Origin of the sequence: Spirosoma taeanense (assembly GCF_013127955.1) — a bacterium.
In the GTDB taxonomy this organism is placed as follows: Bacteria; Bacteroidota; Bacteroidia; order Cytophagales; family Spirosomataceae; genus Spirosoma; species Spirosoma taeanense.
In genome coordinates this window covers 1-21,338 of the sequence record NZ_CP053436.1, presented here as the reverse complement: position 1 = coordinate 21,338, position 21,338 = coordinate 1, and the positions used below count along the sequence as shown (strand labels likewise).

Sequence of the window (21,338 nt, the reverse complement as noted above, 5' to 3'; positions counted from 1 at the left end):
TCATAAGGCCCGCTCAAGATTTAACTTTACGTTTTGGGCAATTCAGAATATTATTCTGTTTGCGTCGTCTGGAATGGACTCGACCGTCAATATGTGCCGGCAGATCGGGCGATATCTGGCCAAACTGATCAGCTGCGGACAAAATTTAGTTCTGATTCGCCTGCGCCTGCCAAATCAGGATGGTGGCGTTCAGGTGCGCGTTTTCTCTCAGCTTCATTTCTAACATCGCCCGTTGAACGTGGTAGATCTCTGTGCTTGGGGGAAGGGGGTTAACAAACTCGGAAATCTGCTTTGTGTACTCCTTAATGCGTTCGCGTCTAACACCTTCGTCGTAGTCGTTTACGCCTGTTCGCGTGGTTTCATTATGCAGGGCTACGCGCAGCATCTTCAATTCGGATAGCTTCTGATTGTACTGCGCTTTCTCAACGTTATACTGAGCGATGAGCATTTTTAGCTGGAACTCGGTCTGCCGGTTGTCAATAGCCAGCTGCTGAAAACGGGCTTCATTCGGGTAATCGATGGTTAGGTTTAGTCCCTTTTTCATAATGGGTCCTTCAAAGTAAAATAGCTCGTTACTGTCTGCCTGGGCTGTGACCTTCACAACTGGCAACTTCATGTATGTATTCAGGCTGTCACAACTGACGTTGATCAGATTGATCGTGACGAACTGGTGATGCGTCGGCAATCGGCGGAAGTCAATGAGCCGGCTCTGCTGCGTGTCGAACTTTCTGAACTGGCTTTGTCTGTAGACTACAAGTTCAGCGGGTTTCTGCTCGACGAGTGTGGCCGTTACGGTGTCCTGCTCGGGGGTCAGTAATCGTAATTCGTAGTCTCCCGGCTTCCGTCTTACCTCGCTCTCCAGGTGGTCGAACGTGGCAAAGGCCCGATTGTACTTGTTCCAAAAGCCTGCCGCCATTAGCGGATATGAAAACACATTTAAACAGCAAAACAGAAGGAATACAATCGCTTCGCTTCGGTAGTCGCTGGCGGATAGTCGCAGCTTTGGATTCGCGGGTAATACGGCGGGCCTGCGGCTGAACGGATAAAACAGGGGGATTCCCTGCCTGGTGCACATATCGAAAATCAGATGTGAACCGAGCGCAAGCGCAACGGGCAGCGTATAATGCAGGTGAAAGAGATTGTCTGCGGCCTGCACAATTACGACAACGGCGATATAGAAGAATATCGAATGGGTTACGGTTCGGTGGCCATACTTGATCTGCAGCCAGTGGGCAAGCGGATAGACAACTTTCCCGCTTATGCTCTTTGTGTGGTCGATGTCGGGCAATACGGCAGCGACCCAGACAACGGCCATTACGTCGGCATCGGCAAATATGTTTACGTCAGCAAAGCTGGCCAGAATACCCGTAAAGGCGAACCCGCCGGCTACATGGTTGAATGACTGCATACAACTACAGCTTTTCGAGTAGTACCCAATTGAGTTTTTGCGTCGTCCAGTCGATCTGCTTGTTCTTGTACATTGTCTTAAGCAGGTCAATACATTTTGCTTTGCTTAAGCCTGTATCAAGCCGCGCACTCCACTCGGTAATCTGGTTAATGGTCAGGCTCTTTACCTCGATTACCTGAGCATCGTGGATGTGCTTGCCGTTCAGATATACGCCGAACTTTCGGCCAACTTGATACTTGCCTGGGTTCTCTAATCGCATGGTCGTGTAGTGCAGGCAGTCAAGTTTGTTATTCCAGTTAAAGGAATATTCCAGCTTGCCTAAACCGGGGATTCGCGTTTGATGTATGGTCTTGTCGGCGGTGTTGACGACCTGGCCTGATTCTAAAATCTGCGACATTGTTCTGAATGGTTTATGTACGTACAAAGTGAATGCTGAAACAAAAACAGCCCGCCGATCTGCGGTCGGGGGCTGTGGGTTCGTGCTGTGCACTGGTGTTCGCGTCTGGTAGTCGTGCGACCTTTGCAGTAAGGGACGTATTAGCCAGAAGGCGAAACAGCCAGCCAGCAACGAATTCCGTTAAGGCTTTTTAAAGCAGATCTCGGCGGGTGTAGCGTTGGCATTCCGTGTGTCGAATACGCCGTATAGAATTACCTCGCCGTTGTCCTTTTCGATGGTTAGGACGTTGATTGTGTTCTTTTCTACGTCGATAACAAAGCGTTTCATTCTGTCGTAGTCGCTGACCTTCGCGCCCTCTGGCGTGGTGTACTGCTTACGTACTGAAATGATAGCGGTAGCGGTCGGGCCTTCCTCCGGTTCTCCGTCTTCGTCGTAGGTCGGAATCATAATGTCGGCCACGTCTTCATCAATATTCGTGTCCGGCTCGAACTCGTAAACGTTCAGGTCCAAGTCCTGCGGTTCGGTGTTGTCGCATAGACTGCCGTAGGCGCGGGCGTTATCGTCGTCAACGACTTTCGGCGCGAAGTCGTAACCCGTAAAATAGCTGGGCACTGGCTGTGGCTTCGGCGCGGGCGTGTCCTCCTGCTGGCAGGCAATTACGCCTAATAGAATGAAGCTCAACAAGGCGGCAAAAACGGTAGTAACTACGTTCATGATGTGTGTGTTATGTAGTGAATGGCAACCAAACATAAAGGCTAAAATGCGTATTATCAAACATTATTATTGTTATCAATAAAAAAGCCCGCAGATTTGCGGGCTTCCGGCTTTTATGTTTCGTCGGCTTATCCCTTCGGTTTCTTGAAGAAGGTTATGCTCAATCCCTTCTTTGTCATCAAGTCAGCGTCTTTCCCTCCCGGCTTGCTTCCTTCAACCTCCCGATTCGTCAGGTAGCTAAACACATACCCTTTAAACCGGGGCACTCGTATGGCTACGCTCTTGGCTTCCGTAGTCTCTGCTTCAAACAAAAACAGGTCTTCGATCGTGTCTAAGTTCGGACTGCCGAGCATATACTGAGCCCAGGTTTTGTTACTAACAGCAGGTGTCCAGTAGGCTATTCTGCGGTTTCCGCTACCTCCCTGATATTTGAATGAAACGCGTAAAAGTCCCTGATCCAGCTTGTAGTCAGCATCGTAACCGGACCAGCTTAATTCAACTGTGCCCTTAACGCCTGGCTTTATCTCAAATACGTTTGATGGGGCTCCGTCGTCTGGTCCCGGCTTGACAATATGCCAACCGTGACGCATGGACATGGATTTAACGAGCTGCGTACCTTTCGTTACTTTCACCTTAACGCCTTTCTTTTTGTCGGTTACGTAACTTCCATGTGTGGTGTCGCTGGTGGTACTCCACGCACTATAGGCTGCGCGGGCCTGCGCTTCTGTCGCATACCAGTAATCATAGATTACAAAATCCGGCGTGTATAACTCGCCGTCGTCGGTCTTGCATTGAAAATACTGCGACGTTGTAGCGGTTGCAGACTCGCGGGCGTTCGGGTCGCTCTCGTCCTGCTCATCGCTGCTGGCCTCAATCTCTGCGTCTGTCAGCTCGCGCGATTCGGCAACGATCTCGCTGGTATCATCAATGTCATTCGGCTGCCGGGTTTCGAGGGCTTCGCAACTGGCTAGGGCGATAAGTGCGAGTACAACTACTAATGCGTTTTTCATGGGTCTAAAGGGGGTTATACAAAAACGGCCCGACGTTTGCCGAGCCGTTTTCTGGTGGGTGAGTCGTTAGTTAAGCGGGGCTACTGAGCTGCTTGTACAAGTCATGGTTAACCCCTGCTTGTAGTAGTTCGGCATAAAAGTGAACGTTGCCCCGTTGGCGGGAATCGTTGCGACTTTCTTCCAGGTGGCCGTTTTCCCGTCGCCTTCCTTCATGAAGTAGGTTTGCGACTTCGATTTGTCAACGGTCTTTTTCAGGTACTGGCCGAACTTCTCGGCTTTTACACTGAACAATGAATATCCGTTCTTCGACTTCACGGTTGAATCGGGCAGCGTACTGGCGCTGATCGTCTGCGTCGTTACGGCTAAACGGACGCTGGTGTTCGTGCCGGTGGTGGAGCAGGGGGACGACGTGGTGAAAACCTGATAAACCTTATTGGCCTTATCAATCGGATCGGCTGCGGCTGAACGTGCGCCTGGGTCGGTATCGTCGAATACTTCTTCGATGGCTTCCAGACTGGCGATCTGCGAATTCTGGGGGGTTACGTTATCAGCTACGTTTTTGTTGCATGCCTGAAAGGTCAGCATCGAGCCAATGATTACTGCACAAAAGGAGAAAACTTTTAACATGGTGAATGGTAGACGTTTAACCGCCCGTTTAAGTTTGGGCCGAACATATATACTATTTTGGTAATTATCAAACATAATTATTGTTTGCTATAGTTTTATGTTCGGGTACGTCTTACCGGGGGCAACAATTATTGTCCCGCTTTTGTGAGTACTCTGCTGGCTGTCGCTGTCTCCCTGTAGCTGGATGCCGTACCAATTCGCAGAGTAAACGCCTGCGGGCATAAACCAGAAAAGCGACTTTGTTACGCTGCCGGTGGTCCGATCATTGTATAACCAGAATTGTAAATCAAGGCTGTTCTTCGTCAGTGTTAAGAACGCCTGTGCTTTTGTGCTAACGGCTGGCTTTGTTTTGGTCGCCTTTACGCTCCCGAACGTGAATTTGATTTTCCCGTAACTGCTGTAGTAGCCTGAGAACAACGGTTTGCCGGGGCTCCCCTGATCGTTGAACACATACAGGCCATCGGAGCCAGCTTCAAACTTCTGTACCTGAAAGGTGGATCGGTCGTCAAGTTGAATCATGTACCAACCGGGCAGCAATGATTTACGGGTGTAGCTGCGATTGTTCGCGGGGTGCTTTACGATACTTCTGGGTTTCTGGTATCGGGTGTTTGCGCCTGGCGTCGGCTCGCTGCTTCCGTAGTACCAAAGCGTGATGGTTTCCCATTCCCGCGTTATGACCTCTCCCTCGTTATTCATGTACTCAAACGTAACCTTTGCTTTTGCGTCGGCGGCTATACGTGCGCCTGTCAGTTCGTTCGGGCTGAATAGGTCGGCGTAATCATCCAGCTCAGTAGTCTCGGTTTCGTACTCGATCTGTCCCGAGTTCATTCCGTCAGGCGCAGAAACCGGAATGATTTCGGTCGAGCAACTAAAAAGGAGCAGATTCAAGAGGGTCAAACCAACTGCTGGCAGATGTGAGCGTAGTGCTTTGAACATAGTTTGATAAGTCGGCGGGTTTATCCGACAAATCAAACATAATTACTGATTCAGTAATTATCGAGCATAATAATTGTTCTACGTTTGTAAATGGCTTTTGTCCGTACAATTCAGCGTACATCTGTTTGTAGTGCTGCGCGAACTTGACGAATAACTCAGGGAATAAAGCCTTTAGGATAATGTGCGCTTCGACGTCTAACTCATAGATAACCGTGCCGCTTTCCTTATCGCGCCAAACGCCGTTATCCTCGTTCTTATCGTTCTTCTTCTCGGCTTCGCTCTCCAGGTGTCGAATAAAGTCAAACGCCTGATTATCATAGGTAAACGTCTGAAAATCTACCTCCTCAGCAATGGCCTCCTCGAAGTGGTTTAGATTCCGGATCCCGTCGCTGCATCCCCAGATACGGCCGTCTATCTTTCGGACTCGGGTTGTTGTAATCTCCTCGGTCTGGTCCTCATTTAAGTCTCTAACCTTATCGGCTCCATCCGTCTTAGTTACGTATTTTACGACGTAGGCTGTTAGACTTTCTACTTTTTCGATGGCGTGAATATCGGTCGAGTTAGGATCTGTCCAGCCTGTTTTTATCCCTTCCTCGTAGGCTTTACGCATGGCAGCCTGAACTTTTACGCCTGCGGCTTTTTGGTCAAACGGTTGTTTGGTGTGCTGACTGAACTCCCGGAGGGCATTTAAGCGGGCGAAATATTCCTTTCTGTCGGGGGTGTAGCCCTTCGCGTGTTTGGCTTCCTGCACCTTCTTATAGGCTTCTATGTAGCCGTGCTCGGCAAGTATCTTGTTCCAGTCATGCCGGATGCTGCGCCAGTGAATCCAACGGTCTACCAGTAAATGGAAATGGATATTGCCGTTCTTCTGTGGCTCGGCTCGCCAGAAGTAGTGCTCTACGCCTGATTGAAGCTTTAGGTTGATAATGAAGCGATTGAGCAGATTTCGCTTAATAAAATTGTCGTCGTGCATCTGTCTGGCCGGCAGCGTCAGCGTGACAAAAGTCGGATAGGTACGTTTGTGGTTTGCAGGATCGGTGAACGCCTTTCGGGTATCAATCGCCCAGGTATCGGTTAGCTCGCACTCGATGGCCTTTAACCAGTTCTCCAGCATCTTACGGACCTTTCGACTGGTTGCTGGCGACATAAACCCGTTATACTCGCCGTTCTTGCCTTTCTCCAGGTTCAGTAATTCCGCTTCGCTTTTCGAGGATTTGAAGCCAATGAATTTTTTGTAGACCATCACCCGCTTTCCCGGCTTGATCTTGGCAACGTGAGCAATGTATTTGTGGGGGGCAGCTGGCGCAGTATAGGGATACGAAGGCGCAACGTTTTTTTGTACAGTCGGCACGTAGATAAACCAAAACAAAACGCGGAGCGGTCAGGCTTCGCGCGGGGCTGGTTTGGTGCCAGTGATTCCCGGTTATTGACTTCGACAGTGCCAAAGTAGGGAATCACTTTAAACAAAACAACCTACTTGTGTAGTAGGTTGAAAATCAGGGAACTATAGTAAACGAAAAACCCGCCAAGGTGATGAGTGTCGAAGTCAACAACCGGGGGCGGGTTTCGCAATGAGGTTCGGCTCATTGGCCGATGCACAAATATAACGAAGGTGTATGGTTTTAGTTCTACATTTGAACAACTTTATTTTAGGCTTTCATTATGTAACAGCTTGATAACTAAAGTATAAGCTTTGTGCCTTAAGCTCTTACATCTTGAAATAATTATTAGTAAACATAATTACTAAAATGCGGAATTGTGTGTTTTTCCTGAATGTGCGGACAAATGTAAAATATGTGTTTACGAACCGTCGTCTTGCCTACAGTCTATACGAAAAAATTTGTTCGGCTGAAAGGCATCCTTACCTATCCTACTCTCGCTTTGTTACCAAAGTCGTTACTACGCCAATACGCTTCCTGGACTACGAAGTTAGCTATGGTCGGTTGATCAATAACGCTGCGTTCAATATTGACGAGCTGTATCATTCGATCCTTTCCGGCCCACCACTGAATGAGGTTCGGGAAAAGATTATCAGAGTTTCGGCTTCGGATGCTGTGCCCATTCAGTTTGGTTCTCCAACAGATCAGTCGGGTAATTGAACCGAGCCAGCCGTTCCAGTTCGATTATCTTCTGGGCAAATAATCTCCGCTCCGTGTCGTGTGCCAGCAACTGAGTTTGATACAGCAGCAGGGCCTTGCTGTGTTCTACGGGTGTAATCTGTTTTTGCTGGTTGGCTTCTTCGGCTACTGAATAGATCCGGTTTTCTATCTTCTCCACTACGTAAATATCGGTAATGGCTTCGCGCTGCACTTCCATGATTCGGTACTGGGTGCGGAGCTGGTGTAGTTCTTCGCGGTAGGCTAATTCTGTCTGTGCGGTGATGGCGCTGAACTGCGCTTTCTTCGTCTGATTGTCCTTGTCAATCTCAGCAAACAGTCCTGTATTCACGTTGACCGTTGGCCCTCGGAAGGCATAACCGAAGGTGGGCAGGTAATACCACCACTTCTTTTGGGTTTTCTCTGCGAACTCTAGCCTATCTGCCTGTAAACGAGCCGTATAGTACTGTTTTAGGCTGTTTTCATAGTCTGCCAGTGGTTTTAGCTTGATTTCTTGTGCTTTTCCGGGAATTGTGACAATCAAAGCAATGAACAGGGCAGCAAGGGCAATCTTTGAGCGGGGGGTACGGGGGGTGAACATAATTGCAATTTTGTGTGTACGTGAAAATGGGTTTTGTGTACGGTGGGTAGTGGGTGCGAAATCTTGAACAATTCCGCGAAAACTGCCCGCTTTCAGTCGGTCGGTCGCGGGTGCGCTCGGTCGGTTGAAAACAGGCGAAACATCGGTAATCAGGTCAGCGTGGGCGAGTCGGTCGGCTCTGCCCTGGCCGCTACGTCAGCAAGTAGTTGGGCAGCTCGTTCGGTCAATCGTCGGGCCTCGTCGATCATTTCCCGTGTCATCAAATCGGAATAGCCAACGCCTACGATGGTGACAATTCTAAACTCGATGGCTGCGAGTTCGGCGCTTAGGCTGCGGATGTCGTTACGCGCTGCAGCTGTCATTGGAAATACTGCTCTAACGCTTCAATGATTATTCCCTGAATCGTCGCGCCTTTGCCGAGTTCGACCTTCTTCAAGCGGATTTTCTTCGCCAGCGATACGGGCAGGTAAACATTGAAGTGTTCGGTTTCTTCGGCTGCGGCCTTTGTCGCCTTGGCCGGCTTGGCTTCTACCGGCACTACTTTCGTGGTGACTGGCTTCGGTTCTTCCTTCAGTTTACCGAACAGCGCGGCTTTCTTTTCTTCGGGTGTCATAGTCTGTCAAAAATGAGGGTTACTAACTGGTCAATTTCTTCTTTCGCTTTTTCATCCTGGCTGTTTCCTACGCCATTCGTTAGGGTTGTGCGGGCGTAGGCTACGCGCTGGCCGATCCGAACCGGCAGCAATTCAGTGTCAAACGATTTCAGCATTTCATCAGCATCCCGGTTGATTGCGTTTCGATGCTGGACCATGTTCAGAACAATGCCGGCTTTCAGGTCGGGCCGAGTCGCCTGTACGTCGGATAGGATGGCGATTGTATCACGCATGGCCAGCACATCCAGGAATCCCGGCTTAACCGGAATCAGCGCGAAGTCGGTCAGGGAAAGTAAGCGGCTTAACTCGGCATCATTTCGCGGGCTGGTATCGATGACAAGCAGATCAGCGTCAACCGTGCGGGCTAATACCTCATTTGTCCGTACAAACTCTAATCCTTCGATCATGCCCGATACGGCTGATAAACTTCCCTGCGCGTCGGCATCGCACATGGCAACGGCTGCGCCAGTCTGCGCCACATAAAGCGCAATGTTTAGGGCCAAGGTCGTTTTTCCAACTCCGCCCTTCTGCTGTAGGATTGTGATTGTCTTCATAGGGCACAAGGATAGTTATTTAACATGAATAACCCAAAGGACATTAATAGTTATTTAAACTATTTAACCCAATATATTATTTAACAATTTTAACATGAAAGGTCCTTTTAATACGTTTAACACGTTTAGTTATATAACACAAAAAAACCGCAACGCTCAGGCTGCGGCTATGTAGGTTGGAATAGGCTTTATGCGGCTGTGGTCATGCAGAAGCTGGGAGCGGAAAGCCTGAGCATTTCTGCAATAATTTTGCGTGCCTCCGCAATGTGGGCTAACACTTCGTTGTGTCGCTGCTGGTTTGGATCGCCGTCCTTCGGGAATGAAACGGCCAGTAGATCAAACTCAATAATGGATAGTTCGGAACCTGCGCCGTGCAAACTTCCTGCGGTTGAATCATTTAGGGTGTACATGGATGGTGAGATTTACTTAGGTTACTATGCAATATTACTTATTTAGTATACTTTCTAAGCAAATCTTAATCAAGTTTTAACCTATATACCGAAAGCCCGCAGATTGCGGGCTTTCGGTATACCTCTGATACTGTTGCTTCATAAATTCAGCCACTTTAACCGAATCGAGTTTAAGATGCTCAGTATAACATCATCAGCAGCTTGAACTGAGTAACCTATGGTTATAGACTGAACAAAACACAGCTCAATAGCAACGACAGACTAATCAGCAAGAGCAAAAGAGAAGACTAGATTTAAGTATACGCCTATCCTAGTATAAAAAAACCACATAACGTTTCAAGAAACCGCTGGTTTACAGATAGAACCATTCCTGTAAAGAAATTTTCTTTTTCTCAAATCAATGTATTATGTTCGAACCGTTTTAGCGAAAAATCGATTCCAAGACAATGTTTGTCACCCAGAAATATATCTGCCTCAACCCAACCCCATCCATTTGGAGACGAGTGATAGGTATATCTATATCTTCTGGGTAAATCAATATAATATCTGGCGCAGAGCCATAATTAATTGAAGCTCAGAATTAATACTTCTGAGCTTTTTTGTTTCTAATCAACTCCTAAACCTTTTCTTAACTTAATAATTATGGCAACGACACGAGTTTCCGCAAATCGTCGCTATTTAGTGCTTCTACTTTCTACACCTGTATTAGTGGCAGTAGGTCCTGAATTAGTAAAAGCTAGCACCACTGCTTTTACAACAGTGTTTATGTACATCACGCGGGATAACAAAGAGAAGGTTAATCCCACTAAACGTCCTCCTGCTTATAAAGAAGTGTCTGAGCTACAAAAAAAGCTCAACCCTGGGGCTATGCAAGAAGACTCAATCGTTGAATCTTCACGGGATGGCTATTTCCTCACTGAAGATATTACATACTTTGATATGAGTAACTGGAAGCCTATTCCAGATACTATGAAGAACCCTAAGAAATATAGTCCTGTGTATTTTGAGAATTTCTTACGCGTTGTCAAAACTGATACCATTAAGAAGATCAAAATATACATGGCTACGTCTGGCTCCGGCATCGAGCGACTTCGTTGTTCTTCGTATAATGATAGCCTACGGTACGCTATCGAGCCGAAGCAGAAGAGTCACAAAATTGCTTATGAACTCAGCATTGACGTTAGCCAAGAGCCTGTGGGTCAGCCCTTTGTGCTTAAGATTTGCGGCACTTTCTGGGATTCATTCCGAGGCAAAGATGACAACTGGGCAGAAACTTATACAGATAGTGATGTGAAGCATCTTAAAAAGTTACGGCTTGTTGTAACTCTACCTCCTAATAAAAAATTTGCTGCCCCAGAATATGCTGTAACAACAGGTAACGACTATAAAGACTTTGTTATGTATCGTGGTGATGGAAGAAAGTTAGAAGATCGTTCCAAAAATGAATTGTCTTGGGATATAGAAAAGCCGAGCTCAAATAAGCTCTATAAGATGTCTTGGAAATGGCAATAATAAAACTGCTTAATAGAGCGGTCTAATATATACCATTTCAACAGTAGCATACAGATTCCAATATTCACCTAGTCGACTAGATGAATATTGGAATCTACAAGAATTGACGAACTTATAACATTCTTGCAAAAATGGAATTTCAAAAAGGAGATATACTAGAAGGGACTCACCGTGAATTTGCTGCAGCTTATCATTACATAGTGTATTTAGGTCAAAGTCTAGACAATGCCTTTGTTGGCGTAATATTGACAAAATCCGGAAGCTGGGCTAATAATGTTCCTTTATCAGAAAATTTCTTCGTTCGAGAAGATGAGTTTGGAACAAGTTACAAGGTTCAGTACAAGAATTCGCATTTTATGCAAGTCAAATTGGATAAGCCACAAGATTGGGGGCCGTACAGTAAGGTAGGCCAAATAACCGCTGAGGGTGTTAAGTTCATTGAAGAACACATTTCTGGAATGGAGCCCATATCATACCAAAATTACGAAAAATCATTAGGCACCACTTAACCAGCATATGCAGAAAGAACGATCGTAACAAGGCTTTCATATGACAACTTTATACACATATAAACGACCGTTTGCATATGTGTGCCGAAAATGGCCTGGCACCAACTCCCATGTACAAGTATTTACTTCTGCTCTTCGTGTTCGGGTGCGCTGCACCCAAACAGATTCCCACTGTAACCCGGTACAATGATGTTTTGCCGCAGCGCCGGGGGCTTGTTGTTTACAGTACGGTGACTGCCAGAGCAGACGTACCCGCAGCCACAGCCAACGACCGAGCCAGAATAACTTTTTTAGTTATTTAACCATTTAACCATTTTCCTGATTGTCAGCACTAACAGACAACAGAAAAGCCCGCAGATAGCGGGCTTTCAGTTTACCTCTGCAGCTGTGGCTGCGTTGGTAGGATTGGGGTAATCAGGTCTACAGCTTCATCATGGGCACTTAAACGTGCTCTAATTTTTGCTGATTTAGCTTATCTGTTAGACCAGATTTTCCCTTGTTCTGCAAATTGGACATTTTTTCAAGCAGCACTCTTAGAAGTGTAACAATTTCCCTCTGTTCATCAGATTGATCTTCTTTGAGAATACTGTCGATAAATAGGTCTTTGTACAGATCCTTCTGCTCGACCTTTAAATACTTACACAATTTCTCAAGAAGAGAATAGCTTGGCCTTTTCTTTCCTTTTTCAATCTGCGACAGATAAGTTGGTGTTATTCCACACAGCTCGGCTAACTCCTTCTGAGAAAAGCCAATATTGGTTCTATACCTCTTTACTGCATCGCCGATTCCGTTAGTCATGATTATGTGTTTATGGGCTTATTCTGCATAAGCCACCATCTTTATTTTAAGATGGCGGGGTAATACCCCACCATCTTAAAATAAGTTGGAAATTGATTCAGAGATTGATTCACCTAAATTCTGAATATCACCTGAGTGTTTCTCGATGAATTCTTCTATTCGCATCAACAGAGTAGCTCCGTTGTGCCAATCTTTACCAGCTTGGCGGTCAGCCGATTTTGATGCTGTAACTTTTTTCTGAACTCGCTCACTCTGCTTCCGACAAGATTTCTCAAGTCTTTTTAGCTTTTGTAAAGCGACTTCGTTTCCGGACAGAAGTCCTTTGAGTTCGTTAATAGTAGCTAAAATATCCTTTAGCTCTTCAGCTGCATTACCTGCGTTCGCTGGTGATTTCTTACCCGGCTTTGCCATTTGTTTTTTGAAATAGCAGCAGCCAGACCCTAGGTCTTACTGCTACGGTTTGAAGTTTGAGTGTCTCATAACCTTTATTTTTTGATTGTCGGAAAGTTGTTTATTAATTGGTTAGTTGCTTGTCAGTCAGTTAGTCAGTTGCTTGTCAGTCAGTTATTTGTAGATTGTTAGTCATTCGTTAGTCAGTCAGTTGTTTGTAGATTGTGGGCAGTCGTTAGTCAGTTGCTTGGTTACGGGACAAACATTAAACTACTCAAAAGTGATAAAAGTTTCACTAAAATCAAACTACCAGTTTGATTTTAGTGAATATGACGATCAAGACATACGGTTACAGATAGATATAGCACTTACAATCAGACGGTTACGCTAACAGATATATAGTCTAAACATACATGCATCAAAAACAAATTTTTTGTTCTTACTTAATAAGGAACTGACTAAGCACCGAAGCTAAAGCTTACTTCGCTACCATGATATCTTCCCATCTGGTTGTGTAGCAGGGCGATAACCATTGCTGTTTCATGGGCCAATCGGGATTGAAGGTCTGGCTGGCCAGCCGAACCCGATCCCGGCCATGCCGACGATTCAGCCTATCCAGTACGCCCGATAGCTTAATCAGCCGCTCGTCGGGACCCTCCACGAATACGCCTTTCTGCCGGTAATCATTCGGCACTAATCCCGTCAGGATCAGTCCAACCTTCTGATAATTATAGCCAAACTGAAAAATAGAGGTAAGCGCCGTTTGCGCATACTGGAGCAGTTCGGCGGTGCTGCTGGTCGGATGAGGCAACTCGACCGTTCGGGCATTGTAATACTGCTTAGCCAGCTCACCGTTGGGCGATCGACGAAACCGATTGGTGTGCAGGAAAACCGTGAGCGTACCGCACAGCGAATCTTGCCGACGCAACTTCTCGCAGGCGCGGGATAAGTGCGTTGTTAACGCGTCCTGCATGGTGGCCAGATCCGGCACGAGTCGCCCGAAGCTGGGAGCCGCGCAGATGGCTTTTTTGGGCGGTGGATTGATCTCCAGCATTCGGCATTGTGTACCCCGCAGCTCGTAGGCCAGCCGCAGGCCGTTGACGGTCATGTTCTGGGCTATCCAGTCATCGGGTGCATCGCGCAGTTGGGCGGCTGTGGTAATGCCGTTCCGTTTCAACAGCGAAGCGTAGCGACGGCCGACGCCCCACAGATCGCTTACATCAAACTCGGTCAGGGCTTCTCGGATATCGGACTTTGTAACCAACTGGTACACGCCCCGCAGTTCGGGCCGCCGTTTCGCATACCAATTGGCGACCTTCGCTAACGTTTTTGTAGGCGCAATCCCAACCGAAACCGGCACCCGCAGCCATTGCAGGGCCGTTGCACGAATGCAGTGGCCAAGGTTGGAAAAGCTCGGGTATAATCCTTCGTAACCGCCTAATTCCAGAAAGGCTTCATCGATACTATACACCTCTACATCCTCCACAAAGCGGTTCAGCAGCGACATCAATCTTGCGCTTAAATCGGCATACAACGTATAGTTGCTGCTAAAAAAAGCCAGGTCGTGCTGCGCCCGTAGCTCCTCCAGCTCAAAGAAAGGCTGAGCCATTTTTACCCCGAGGGCTTTAGCCTGCTCACTTCTAGCCACCACACAGCCGTCATTATTGGAAAGCACCACAACGGGCCGTTTTTCCAAAGCCGGGTTAAAACTGCGCTCACAGCTTACATAGAAATTGTTAGCGTCGACCAGGGCGAACATAGTTATCGGAGTCGTTGAATGACGAATGTAACTACGCCCAGAAGCCGGAACTCATCGCCCTCGTGGACATAGATCGGATCATACTTTTGATTGGAGGAAAGCAGCACAATCATCTTGTTGACGTAGTGGATTCGCTTCACGCATAAATCCCCGTTCAGCCAGGCTACCACGATCTTATGGTCAATTGCCTCCCGCGAGCAGTCCACCACCAGCACATCGCCCCGATCGATGCGATCCCCGATCATGCTGTCGGAGGCAACCTGCACGAAGTAAGTAGCCTCGGCATTTGAAATGCAGAGGTCATTCAGATCACAGACACGTTCGATATAGTTCTCAGCTGGCGAGGGAAAACCTGCCTGGACGTAGTAAGAGAAAAAAGGAATCAGGTAGCGGGTGGATGCCGTCGCCTTAACGATATGTTCGGGTAATATACGATCGTGGGGGTCTAGCATAGGCAGCTTGTTTGTTGATGACAAACCGCTATATTATACTTTTGTTATATATGTTGCAAATGTATGCTAATAGGCAGGAGAATTTCGCTACTTCCTTGGCCGTACAATTAGGCCTAATTAGCCTGCTATTGTCAAATAGCCGGGGGATGTAAAAAAACTAGTGCTACCACTGGCAATGCCGTACGGTAGTCCCGGCCATCGCTTGTCTAAAAGACCTCGGGGAATGTCGTAGAGCCGTTTTTGCGCACGTCACGCACAAAAAATAAGGTAAACTTTCCACTTCCTTGTCAGTCAAGCAGTCAACTAGGTGCGATGATTTCCTGCTGTGTGCTTCAGCATTCTATTTCTATTCGGCGGGTTGGCAAATACCAGTGTTCAGGGCGCAGACTGTCTATACTTTCGATAGGCCGTTTCTGCTTGGCTTAACCCTTTCCATATCGCCAGCACGAGATGACTCTGCGGATAGAAAAGAATTTGAAACAAGAAAAGCAGCAAGGCTACAGCCAAAATAAAGACTAGATCATAGAGCGGCTAGAGCGCTTTCAATGGCAGTTGTCTTGATCCCATATAAGTGAGCCAGTGAACAAAAGAATAAGAACTTAACTTTCACTGGTAAACAAAGGGAAAATGAGAAGGCACGATTCACCGATTCGCAGGTTGTTGCGATTCTTAAGCAAAACGCCCTTGTTGCTTGACATCATTGATTGAGATGCCGATTTTTATCGAGTCTTGAGACATAAGAAAACCTTCCAGTTAGTAGTTCGCACCACTAAGCTCGGAAGGTTTTCGCGTTGGAGCTAACCCACCCAAAATCCGGGATGACCCGTTCTCATCAGATAACTCTGCCTTCTCTTATATCAGCACGTAGCTGATCAACAAGGTGCGTGAATGACTTATCTGTATATGCTTTCACATTAACGGCAACGGGGAAAGAAAGGCTATACTTCGCTGTGGCTGGCTGGTTATTTCTGAAAGCCTGTGCTTCATACCCGTCAGATGTTAAACTTACTACTATCCGATAATCTCCTTCGGCTACAGATATTAAAGTGTTTTTGTTCTGGCTCATGCTATTGTAATTTAACTTTTTTTCTTTGTTTACCATATCGATCAAAAACTGCTTTCTATAAGTGTATTGAGCGCTTACATCTTCTGTTCCAAAAAGTTGCCTTCCTCCTCCCACTCTCATGTTTCGCTCATAAATTACATCGTCGGTTTCAATTTTTCCGCCCTCCTCAAGTGACTGATAAAAATCAGTCCATGATTCATAACCGGGGGGTAATTCCTGACTGTATTTATGTTCTTCATCTACTCTGTCAGAAATGAAGCTTTTTTTAAAGAAAACGCCGTTGTAATCAATAATCTCATTATTAATCTGGTCTAATTCTATTAGTCGATTGTAAAATTCAGTCCACATTTTAAAGCCGATGGGCAGTTCTTGGCTGTAGCTTTTTGCTTCTTCCATTTAAATATTCAGTTATAAGTCAGGATTATAAACATTATTTCTTAGGGCATCGTTCATCCCCCTAAACACTCTTTTCAAGAAAAGATAACAAACCATTATCAGGATCACCAAGCCTTTTTAAGAAGACAAATCTTTCAGCATCGACATGGTAATAATCAAGGGCTTGCCCCCCTCCTATACTTGTGAAAGCAGGCGCCTTTGATTGACTTTTTGTTAATACTTCATCTTTAAATCTTATCGCTACCCAATCGGTCAACGCCCTATATTCAGGCTTTGTATAAAGGTCAATAGCTGGTATGTTGAAGTCTCTTGTGGGTTTTCTTAAAACGACATGAATAACAGCAATACCCACACTTTCAAGAAAAGAAAAAAGGTATACTAAGCCCGTATTAAGTCCGTAAGTCCCCATTCTAGTAGGATATTTTTGTTTTACCTCAAAAGCAACCAAGTGGTCTTTATAAACTGCTATATAGTCAACATCCCACAAAAACACATCCCCTAACCAGCAGTTTACAAACATCCTTTCAACAGCAGATTTATATAAGAACCCACTTCTTTCCAAGTATTCCGAAGCCTGTTGATGTCTCTTACAATCTCTATCAGTTTCTTTTGGAATAAGAGCCTTTTTGGGGTTTTTAGGATATTTACTGTGTTCTGATTCAAAATTAATAGTCTGACCTACGTACTTAACGTAAAAAAATTCTCTCTGATCGGGTACGAACCACACAACATAGCAGCTTAAGCCCTTTAATAAAAAGTAGTTTAATATATCATAATCTATCTGCCTAAGATCGGCAGAACTGACTAAAACTTTAGTTACTTTAAACCGGTTGCCATCTCTTTTAAACCAGAACCCAGATGTACATTTTTTGAACTGGCCTTTAATTATCTCATCGTAGAACAGAGCTTCTGTAACAAGTCCTTCAATTCTGGTATGCTTGTCACGGCTTAGAATAAACTTTTGGTGCTCTGTATTATTAATATTAATGTTTTCAAGAACAGAACAAGGATCGGCTTTTACATTCTGCTGCATTAGTCAGGGGCTGATATATTAATCATATAGGCTTTAATATGCGCAATTAATAAAAAATAAATCATATGTTATAATAATTAATTCAGAGTAAGTATAAGCGCTTCATGGCCCTGTTCTATTCAGACCCATGAAGTATTGTCTATAAACTAATGCTATTTGAACACAACCAATTGACTTCTAGGCCTAAACCATTTCTATAAGCTGATCAGTTATTCTTATTTAATGTTATAGTGTAAGTAATTGAGCAGGCTGGCCTCAGTTAGCAGTGTGTAACATCTACAACCTCACTACTCTTGTACAAATTACCTAGAAATGAAGACTTTATACGAAACTGACTACGCCGTTTTACCGTGGGTCTGGTTGATACGTTTTCCATCTTTATACCAGGGTCGTAGTATATATTTCCAATAAACATTTGCTGTAAAAACAATTGAAAATCAGTATCTACGCCAAGTGTGACAAGGTTGCCGTAATGATATTGTCTGACAGGTTGATTAGCAGATAGAGAGGGTACATAACACGCTTGGTTATGTTTTCTATTCCAATGCTTTAACATAGAAGCAAACGACCATGCTGCGGCTTCGTTTCCCTGCTCATCTACTAACACTATTCTACCTGTCGAACTTCTTATCTTGCCCGTAACACCATCAAAACCAATTAATTCCATCGTCAGACGTGTACGCTCATGCCTTACTCCTGCTTTATGGATTCCACCAAAATTCAATCTATCCGGGCGGTTATTCTGATCGGGATAACCATATGTGCGAATAAAGTAATCTACACCCTGCGAGACGTATAAGCCCTCTGTGGGCTCAGGTGTCATCAGAGTAATGACTGCACTACCTATCCTGTTAAAATTATCAACGCCAAATTGTTTAAGCTCCCATCCTAAAAAGTCCGGCTCAGAGTACCCATTAGGAGTAATACCCAACTCGGCTTCCAGTGTATACCCCCCACAGTTCGGAGCATCGCAAGCCATAATATTTCCAAGCCTGTCCAGCCGTTTCGATGTTATCCAGTCAAGCCTATGTATGCGGGCTAACTCATTTAAGAGAATTGTGCGATTGTCGCTATTGCTCAAGTTGAACGTAGCAAAAACGCCTTCCTGCTGAGTATTAATTGCTCTAAGTTCAGCTGCAATTTGGGAATCCGGGAAAGCAGCATAGCCTAGTATTCGTCCCGCAGTTGATACTGAAAGAAAAAGCAAACGACCATACAAAGGGGTATTCATAACCCTAGAAGGTCCATTGCTGCATCCTCTTAGGAATCCCGATAAACGCACTTCAGGATACTTTGGATATAAGATAAATTTTGTATTTGGAGCTTGAAATAAAGCTCCATCTTCTGCAATCCACGCAAAGTCAATAGTAGCTATAAAACGCTCCCGATCCCAGCTCTCCGAAGAAATGGCTTTAATTTCAGAAGTGGGAAACAAGTTAAATATTTCGTCCCCGCCTAAATATGGTTGGTGTTTGGAATCATCATTCTTAGCTAAAGTTTTAACATAAACCTTTTTACAGCCTTGATCGGCAAAAATTCGTTTCAGTCGCTCAAGGTTCATTTTACAGACATCTTACAACTTGCTGCCCTACTGCCTGCATCAGCGGCATAACTACTGAATTACCAAACTGCCGGTATGCCTGCGTATCAGATACGGGTATAACAAAGCTGTCCGGAAAGCCCTGTAACCGGGCACATTCGCGGGGAGTCAACCGGCGCGGATTCTGTCCAAGAGCCTGTGGAATTAGGATTTCGGAACCGTCTTTGTGATACCGTGCGCTCAGGGTGCGGGCTATACCATCAAGCGGGGTAAGGCCGAACCCGAAGCCATTACCTGCGGCCTTGTGTTTGGCTGCATAGTCTTGTAAATACTTCCAAAGATTGTCTGTCAGCGTGTATTTGGCTGGTACGTCCCTTTCCAAGATGTCCTCTATTGCAGCCGTTGGCGCAGGTAGCTCCGGAAACTCAAACGGTTCCTGATCGTCGTATCGGTCGCGGTCAAAACCAACAATTATAATACGTTCCCGGTGCTGTGGCACGAAGTGTTTACCATCGAGTACACGGAAATGTATATTATACCGTAGTTCATTCAGCGTCTCGCGGATAATCCGAAACGTGTTCTTTTTATCGTGGGATACAAGGTTTTTTACATTTTCAAGCATAAAGGCTTTGGGGCGCTTATGCTCGATGATCCGGGCGACATCAAAGAATAATGTTCCCTGCGTCTCGTCCTTAAAACCATGTTCACGGCCTAAGCTGGCTTTCTTAGATACTCCGGCAATGGAAAAGGGCTGACAGGGAAAACCGGCTAACAGTACATCATGATCTGGTATAGCCGTTTCACTGATCTTGGTAATGTCTCCAAAAGGAACCTCGCCAAAGTTTGCCGCGTAGGTCTGCTGTGATGCCGGGTGCCACTCCGACGTAAAAACACACTTCCCGCCCAAATTTTGATAAGCCAGACGAAGCCCGCCAATACCGGCGAACAAGTCAATGAACTTGAACTTGGCCGTTTTGGGAGTGGGAAATGGAACGTCCATCACTTCCCTCTCCAGTACGTCAAGTATTCCTTTTACTTCGCTGGGGTTGTTGGCTGCGTCGGCTCCGATTAGTTGTTTTACGAACCCTGTAGCTTCCTCTTCATAGTACTGCGATGCACCGTTACTGCGGGTGTGTAGATAGTGAGTCAGGTATGCCATTTTACTTGCATACTCATCTTTGCTCAAGTCTTTGAAGCTGCGCGAGCTGATATCAGCCAACCGAATAACCGGTTTGACTGGCTCTATCTGTATACGGTTGTAATGCCCTGCTTTTTCGGTTACTGCTCTGTCGTCAGTTGTTGTAATGTTCTCTGTTACCATATTAGTCAGTGTCAGTATGGGGGAGTTATGTCGAAATCGGTTTTAGCAGTCCAAGCAGGTTTTGTAATGTCAGCTGCCGGCTCTTGGGTTTAAGTTCGCACTCAAAGACAGTTACAATCCGCCAGTTTGCTTCTGATATTCTGGCGTTATTAGCTGCGTCCCGTAGACGGTTGCCGTTAATCTTATTAAGCCACCATTCTGTACGGGTCTTTGGTACTACAAAATACCGGCACCCCTCATGCCCATGATAAAAACAGCCGTGTACAAAAATGACTGTTTTATACTTGGGCAGCACTATATCAGGTTTACCCGGTAGTGTATTATCGTGCAATTTATACCGGAATCCGTGCGCGTGTAGAAACTTTCTAACCATCAATTCCGGCTTAGTATCCTTGCTTTTAACGCGGCTCATATTAAAGCTACGCTGCTCCGGTGTGTGTACGTCTGCCATACTCTCTTATCGCTCCCTCTTATCAGTTTAATACACTCAGAAAATCAAAAGCTCAAATTCTGCTCTGCAATGTCCTTATCAGGAATCATACAGTAAAATTAACCCACTAATAAGGTTCCTGTGTGCTCAATGCCGTTATAGTCCCTGATTGTCAGATAAACATTGGTTGCTACATCACTTCCACCTTTAGTCATATCAAGTAAAATTTTAGATTCTCTTACCTGAACAACTTTACCGGTAACCTTTGAGGAATCAGACGTACTTATGGTCACCTGATGGCCAATAAGATCTTTAGTCTCCACTTCAACTATCTCAAGATCATCCAGATTAACGCTATTAACTGGAGGGAATGAAAGACCTGTATTCAATGCCTGTATATCAGCACGGGGCCTTTCATGATCAAAAACTTCAAGGACTACATACAATTGATTTGGATCTTCATCTGGGTATGGACTGTGGAATTTTACCACTTGTCCTGCTTTATTTGGAATCATAATGTATGTCTTCGTTTAGCAACGTTCGTTAAAGTATTCCTGTCCGTTTATGAACGTGCGTCGTAACTGGCCAGAAAATCGCAGGGTACAAACCATATGGGATAAGACATAAGCGGCCCGAATGCTGGTAGCATCCACTTCAAAGGATTGCTCGTCAAATTCGATATACTGACCTGTCAAAGGGTTTTCGCCGGGTTCACGTATCACTTTAA

24 protein-coding genes are annotated in these 21,338 nt (G+C 45.7%); 2 read left to right on the top strand and 22 right to left on the bottom strand.

Annotation, left to right across the window (positions count from 1 at the left end; all coding sequences use genetic code 11):
- Nucleotides 1-145: 145 nt before the first annotated feature.
- From HNV11_RS23760 to HNV11_RS23705, 12 genes are all read right to left on the bottom strand, one after another.
- Nucleotides 146-1,408: a metal-dependent hydrolase gene (locus HNV11_RS23760; protein ID WP_171742320.1), complete on the bottom strand. Its 1,263-nt coding sequence runs from the start codon at nt 1,406-1,408 to the stop codon at nt 146-148.
- Between the two features lie 4 nt (nt 1,409-1,412).
- Nucleotides 1,413-1,805, bottom strand: coding sequence for an ASCH domain-containing protein (locus tag HNV11_RS23755; protein WP_171742319.1), 393 nt, complete (start codon nt 1,803-1,805; stop codon nt 1,413-1,415).
- A 180-nt stretch (nt 1,806-1,985) separates the two neighbouring features.
- Entirely contained in the window at nt 1,986-2,519 is a 534-nt protein-coding gene (locus HNV11_RS23750) for a hypothetical protein (protein ID WP_171742318.1), read from the bottom strand.
- Nucleotides 2,520-2,647: 128 nt separating this feature from the next.
- Entirely contained in the window at nt 2,648-3,529 is an 882-nt protein-coding gene (locus HNV11_RS23745) for a hypothetical protein (protein ID WP_171742317.1), read from the bottom strand.
- 66 nt (nt 3,530-3,595) lie between these two features.
- Complete coding sequence (locus HNV11_RS23740) at nt 3,596-4,156, bottom strand: hypothetical protein (RefSeq protein ID WP_171742316.1); 561 nt, start codon at nt 4,154-4,156, stop codon at nt 3,596-3,598.
- A gap of 87 nt (nt 4,157-4,243) precedes the next feature.
- Nucleotides 4,244-4,984 (bottom strand): hypothetical protein, encoded by a 741-nt coding sequence (locus HNV11_RS23735; protein WP_171742315.1) that lies wholly within the window; start codon nt 4,982-4,984, stop codon nt 4,244-4,246.
- Between the two features lie 40 nt (nt 4,985-5,024).
- Entirely contained in the window at nt 5,025-6,443 is a 1,419-nt protein-coding gene (locus tag HNV11_RS23730; RefSeq protein ID WP_171742314.1) for a rolling circle replication-associated protein, read from the bottom strand.
- Between the two features lie 680 nt (nt 6,444-7,123).
- A complete protein-coding gene (locus HNV11_RS23725; protein ID WP_171742313.1) occupies nt 7,124-7,789 on the bottom strand; it encodes a hypothetical protein in 666 nt (221 codons plus the stop codon).
- 149 nt (nt 7,790-7,938) lie between these two features.
- Entirely contained in the window at nt 7,939-8,151 is a 213-nt protein-coding gene (locus HNV11_RS23720) for a hypothetical protein (protein WP_171742312.1), read from the bottom strand.
- On the bottom strand, nt 8,148-8,402 hold the full coding sequence (locus HNV11_RS23715) for a hypothetical protein (RefSeq protein WP_171742311.1): 255 nt from the start codon (nt 8,400-8,402) through the stop codon (nt 8,148-8,150). The genes HNV11_RS23720 and HNV11_RS23715 overlap by 4 nt, the downstream gene beginning before the upstream one ends.
- Nucleotides 8,399-8,995 (bottom strand): ParA family protein, encoded by a 597-nt coding sequence (locus HNV11_RS23710; protein ID WP_171742310.1) that lies wholly within the window; start codon nt 8,993-8,995, stop codon nt 8,399-8,401. The genes HNV11_RS23715 and HNV11_RS23710 overlap by 4 nt, the downstream gene beginning before the upstream one ends.
- Nucleotides 8,996-9,183: 188 nt before the next feature.
- Nucleotides 9,184-9,405: a hypothetical protein gene (locus tag HNV11_RS23705; protein ID WP_171742309.1), complete on the bottom strand. Its 222-nt coding sequence runs from the start codon at nt 9,403-9,405 to the stop codon at nt 9,184-9,186.
- A gap of 642 nt (nt 9,406-10,047) precedes the next feature.
- Here HNV11_RS23705 and HNV11_RS23700 point away from each other — a divergent pair.
- Nucleotides 10,048-10,917 carry a hypothetical protein gene (locus tag HNV11_RS23700; protein WP_171742308.1) on the top strand — a complete coding sequence of 290 codons (870 nt, stop codon included), beginning with the start codon at nt 10,048-10,050 and terminating at the stop codon, nt 10,915-10,917.
- A 131-nt stretch (nt 10,918-11,048) separates the two neighbouring features.
- Nucleotides 11,049-11,426: a hypothetical protein gene (locus tag HNV11_RS23695; protein WP_171742307.1), complete on the top strand. Its 378-nt coding sequence runs from the start codon at nt 11,049-11,051 to the stop codon at nt 11,424-11,426.
- A 441-nt stretch (nt 11,427-11,867) separates the two neighbouring features.
- On the opposite strand, the gene HNV11_RS23690 is transcribed toward HNV11_RS23695, so the two are convergent.
- The 10 genes from HNV11_RS23690 to HNV11_RS23645 all read right to left on the bottom strand — a co-directional run bounded on the left by HNV11_RS23690 (nt 11,868) and on the right by HNV11_RS23645 (nt 21,126).
- The gene (locus tag HNV11_RS23690) at nt 11,868-12,224 is read right to left on the bottom strand and encodes a helix-turn-helix domain-containing protein (protein ID WP_171742306.1); all 357 of its coding nucleotides are present in this window, start codon (nt 12,222-12,224) and stop codon (nt 11,868-11,870) included.
- Nucleotides 12,225-12,299: 75 nt separating this feature from the next.
- Complete coding sequence (locus HNV11_RS23685; protein ID WP_171742305.1) at nt 12,300-12,635, bottom strand: hypothetical protein; 336 nt, start codon at nt 12,633-12,635, stop codon at nt 12,300-12,302.
- A 457-nt stretch (nt 12,636-13,092) separates the two neighbouring features.
- Nucleotides 13,093-14,373, bottom strand: coding sequence for a Y-family DNA polymerase (locus HNV11_RS23680; protein WP_171742304.1), 1,281 nt, complete (start codon nt 14,371-14,373; stop codon nt 13,093-13,095).
- A gap of 2 nt (nt 14,374-14,375) precedes the next feature.
- Complete coding sequence (locus HNV11_RS23675) at nt 14,376-14,825, bottom strand: LexA family protein (RefSeq protein WP_171742303.1); 450 nt, start codon at nt 14,823-14,825, stop codon at nt 14,376-14,378.
- A gap of 832 nt (nt 14,826-15,657) precedes the next feature.
- Nucleotides 15,658-16,287, bottom strand: a complete 630-nt coding sequence (locus tag HNV11_RS23670; RefSeq protein WP_171742302.1) for a hypothetical protein — start codon at nt 16,285-16,287, stop codon at nt 15,658-15,660.
- Between the two features lie 61 nt (nt 16,288-16,348).
- Nucleotides 16,349-17,320, bottom strand: coding sequence for a hypothetical protein (locus tag HNV11_RS23665; protein ID WP_171742301.1), 972 nt, complete (start codon nt 17,318-17,320; stop codon nt 16,349-16,351).
- A gap of 259 nt (nt 17,321-17,579) precedes the next feature.
- Complete coding sequence (locus tag HNV11_RS23660) at nt 17,580-18,881, bottom strand: MvaI/BcnI family restriction endonuclease (protein WP_171742300.1); 1,302 nt, start codon at nt 18,879-18,881, stop codon at nt 17,580-17,582.
- Between the two features lies 1 nt (nt 18,882).
- Nucleotides 18,883-20,181: a DNA (cytosine-5-)-methyltransferase gene (gene dcm, locus HNV11_RS23655; RefSeq protein ID WP_240163995.1), complete on the bottom strand. Its 1,299-nt coding sequence runs from the start codon at nt 20,179-20,181 to the stop codon at nt 18,883-18,885.
- 25 nt (nt 20,182-20,206) lie between these two features.
- Complete coding sequence (locus HNV11_RS23650; protein ID WP_171742299.1) at nt 20,207-20,632, bottom strand: very short patch repair endonuclease; 426 nt, start codon at nt 20,630-20,632, stop codon at nt 20,207-20,209.
- Between the two features lie 98 nt (nt 20,633-20,730).
- The gene (locus HNV11_RS23645; protein ID WP_171742298.1) at nt 20,731-21,126 is read right to left on the bottom strand and encodes a hypothetical protein; all 396 of its coding nucleotides are present in this window, start codon (nt 21,124-21,126) and stop codon (nt 20,731-20,733) included.
- Between the last annotated feature and the right edge of the window lie 212 nt (nt 21,127-21,338).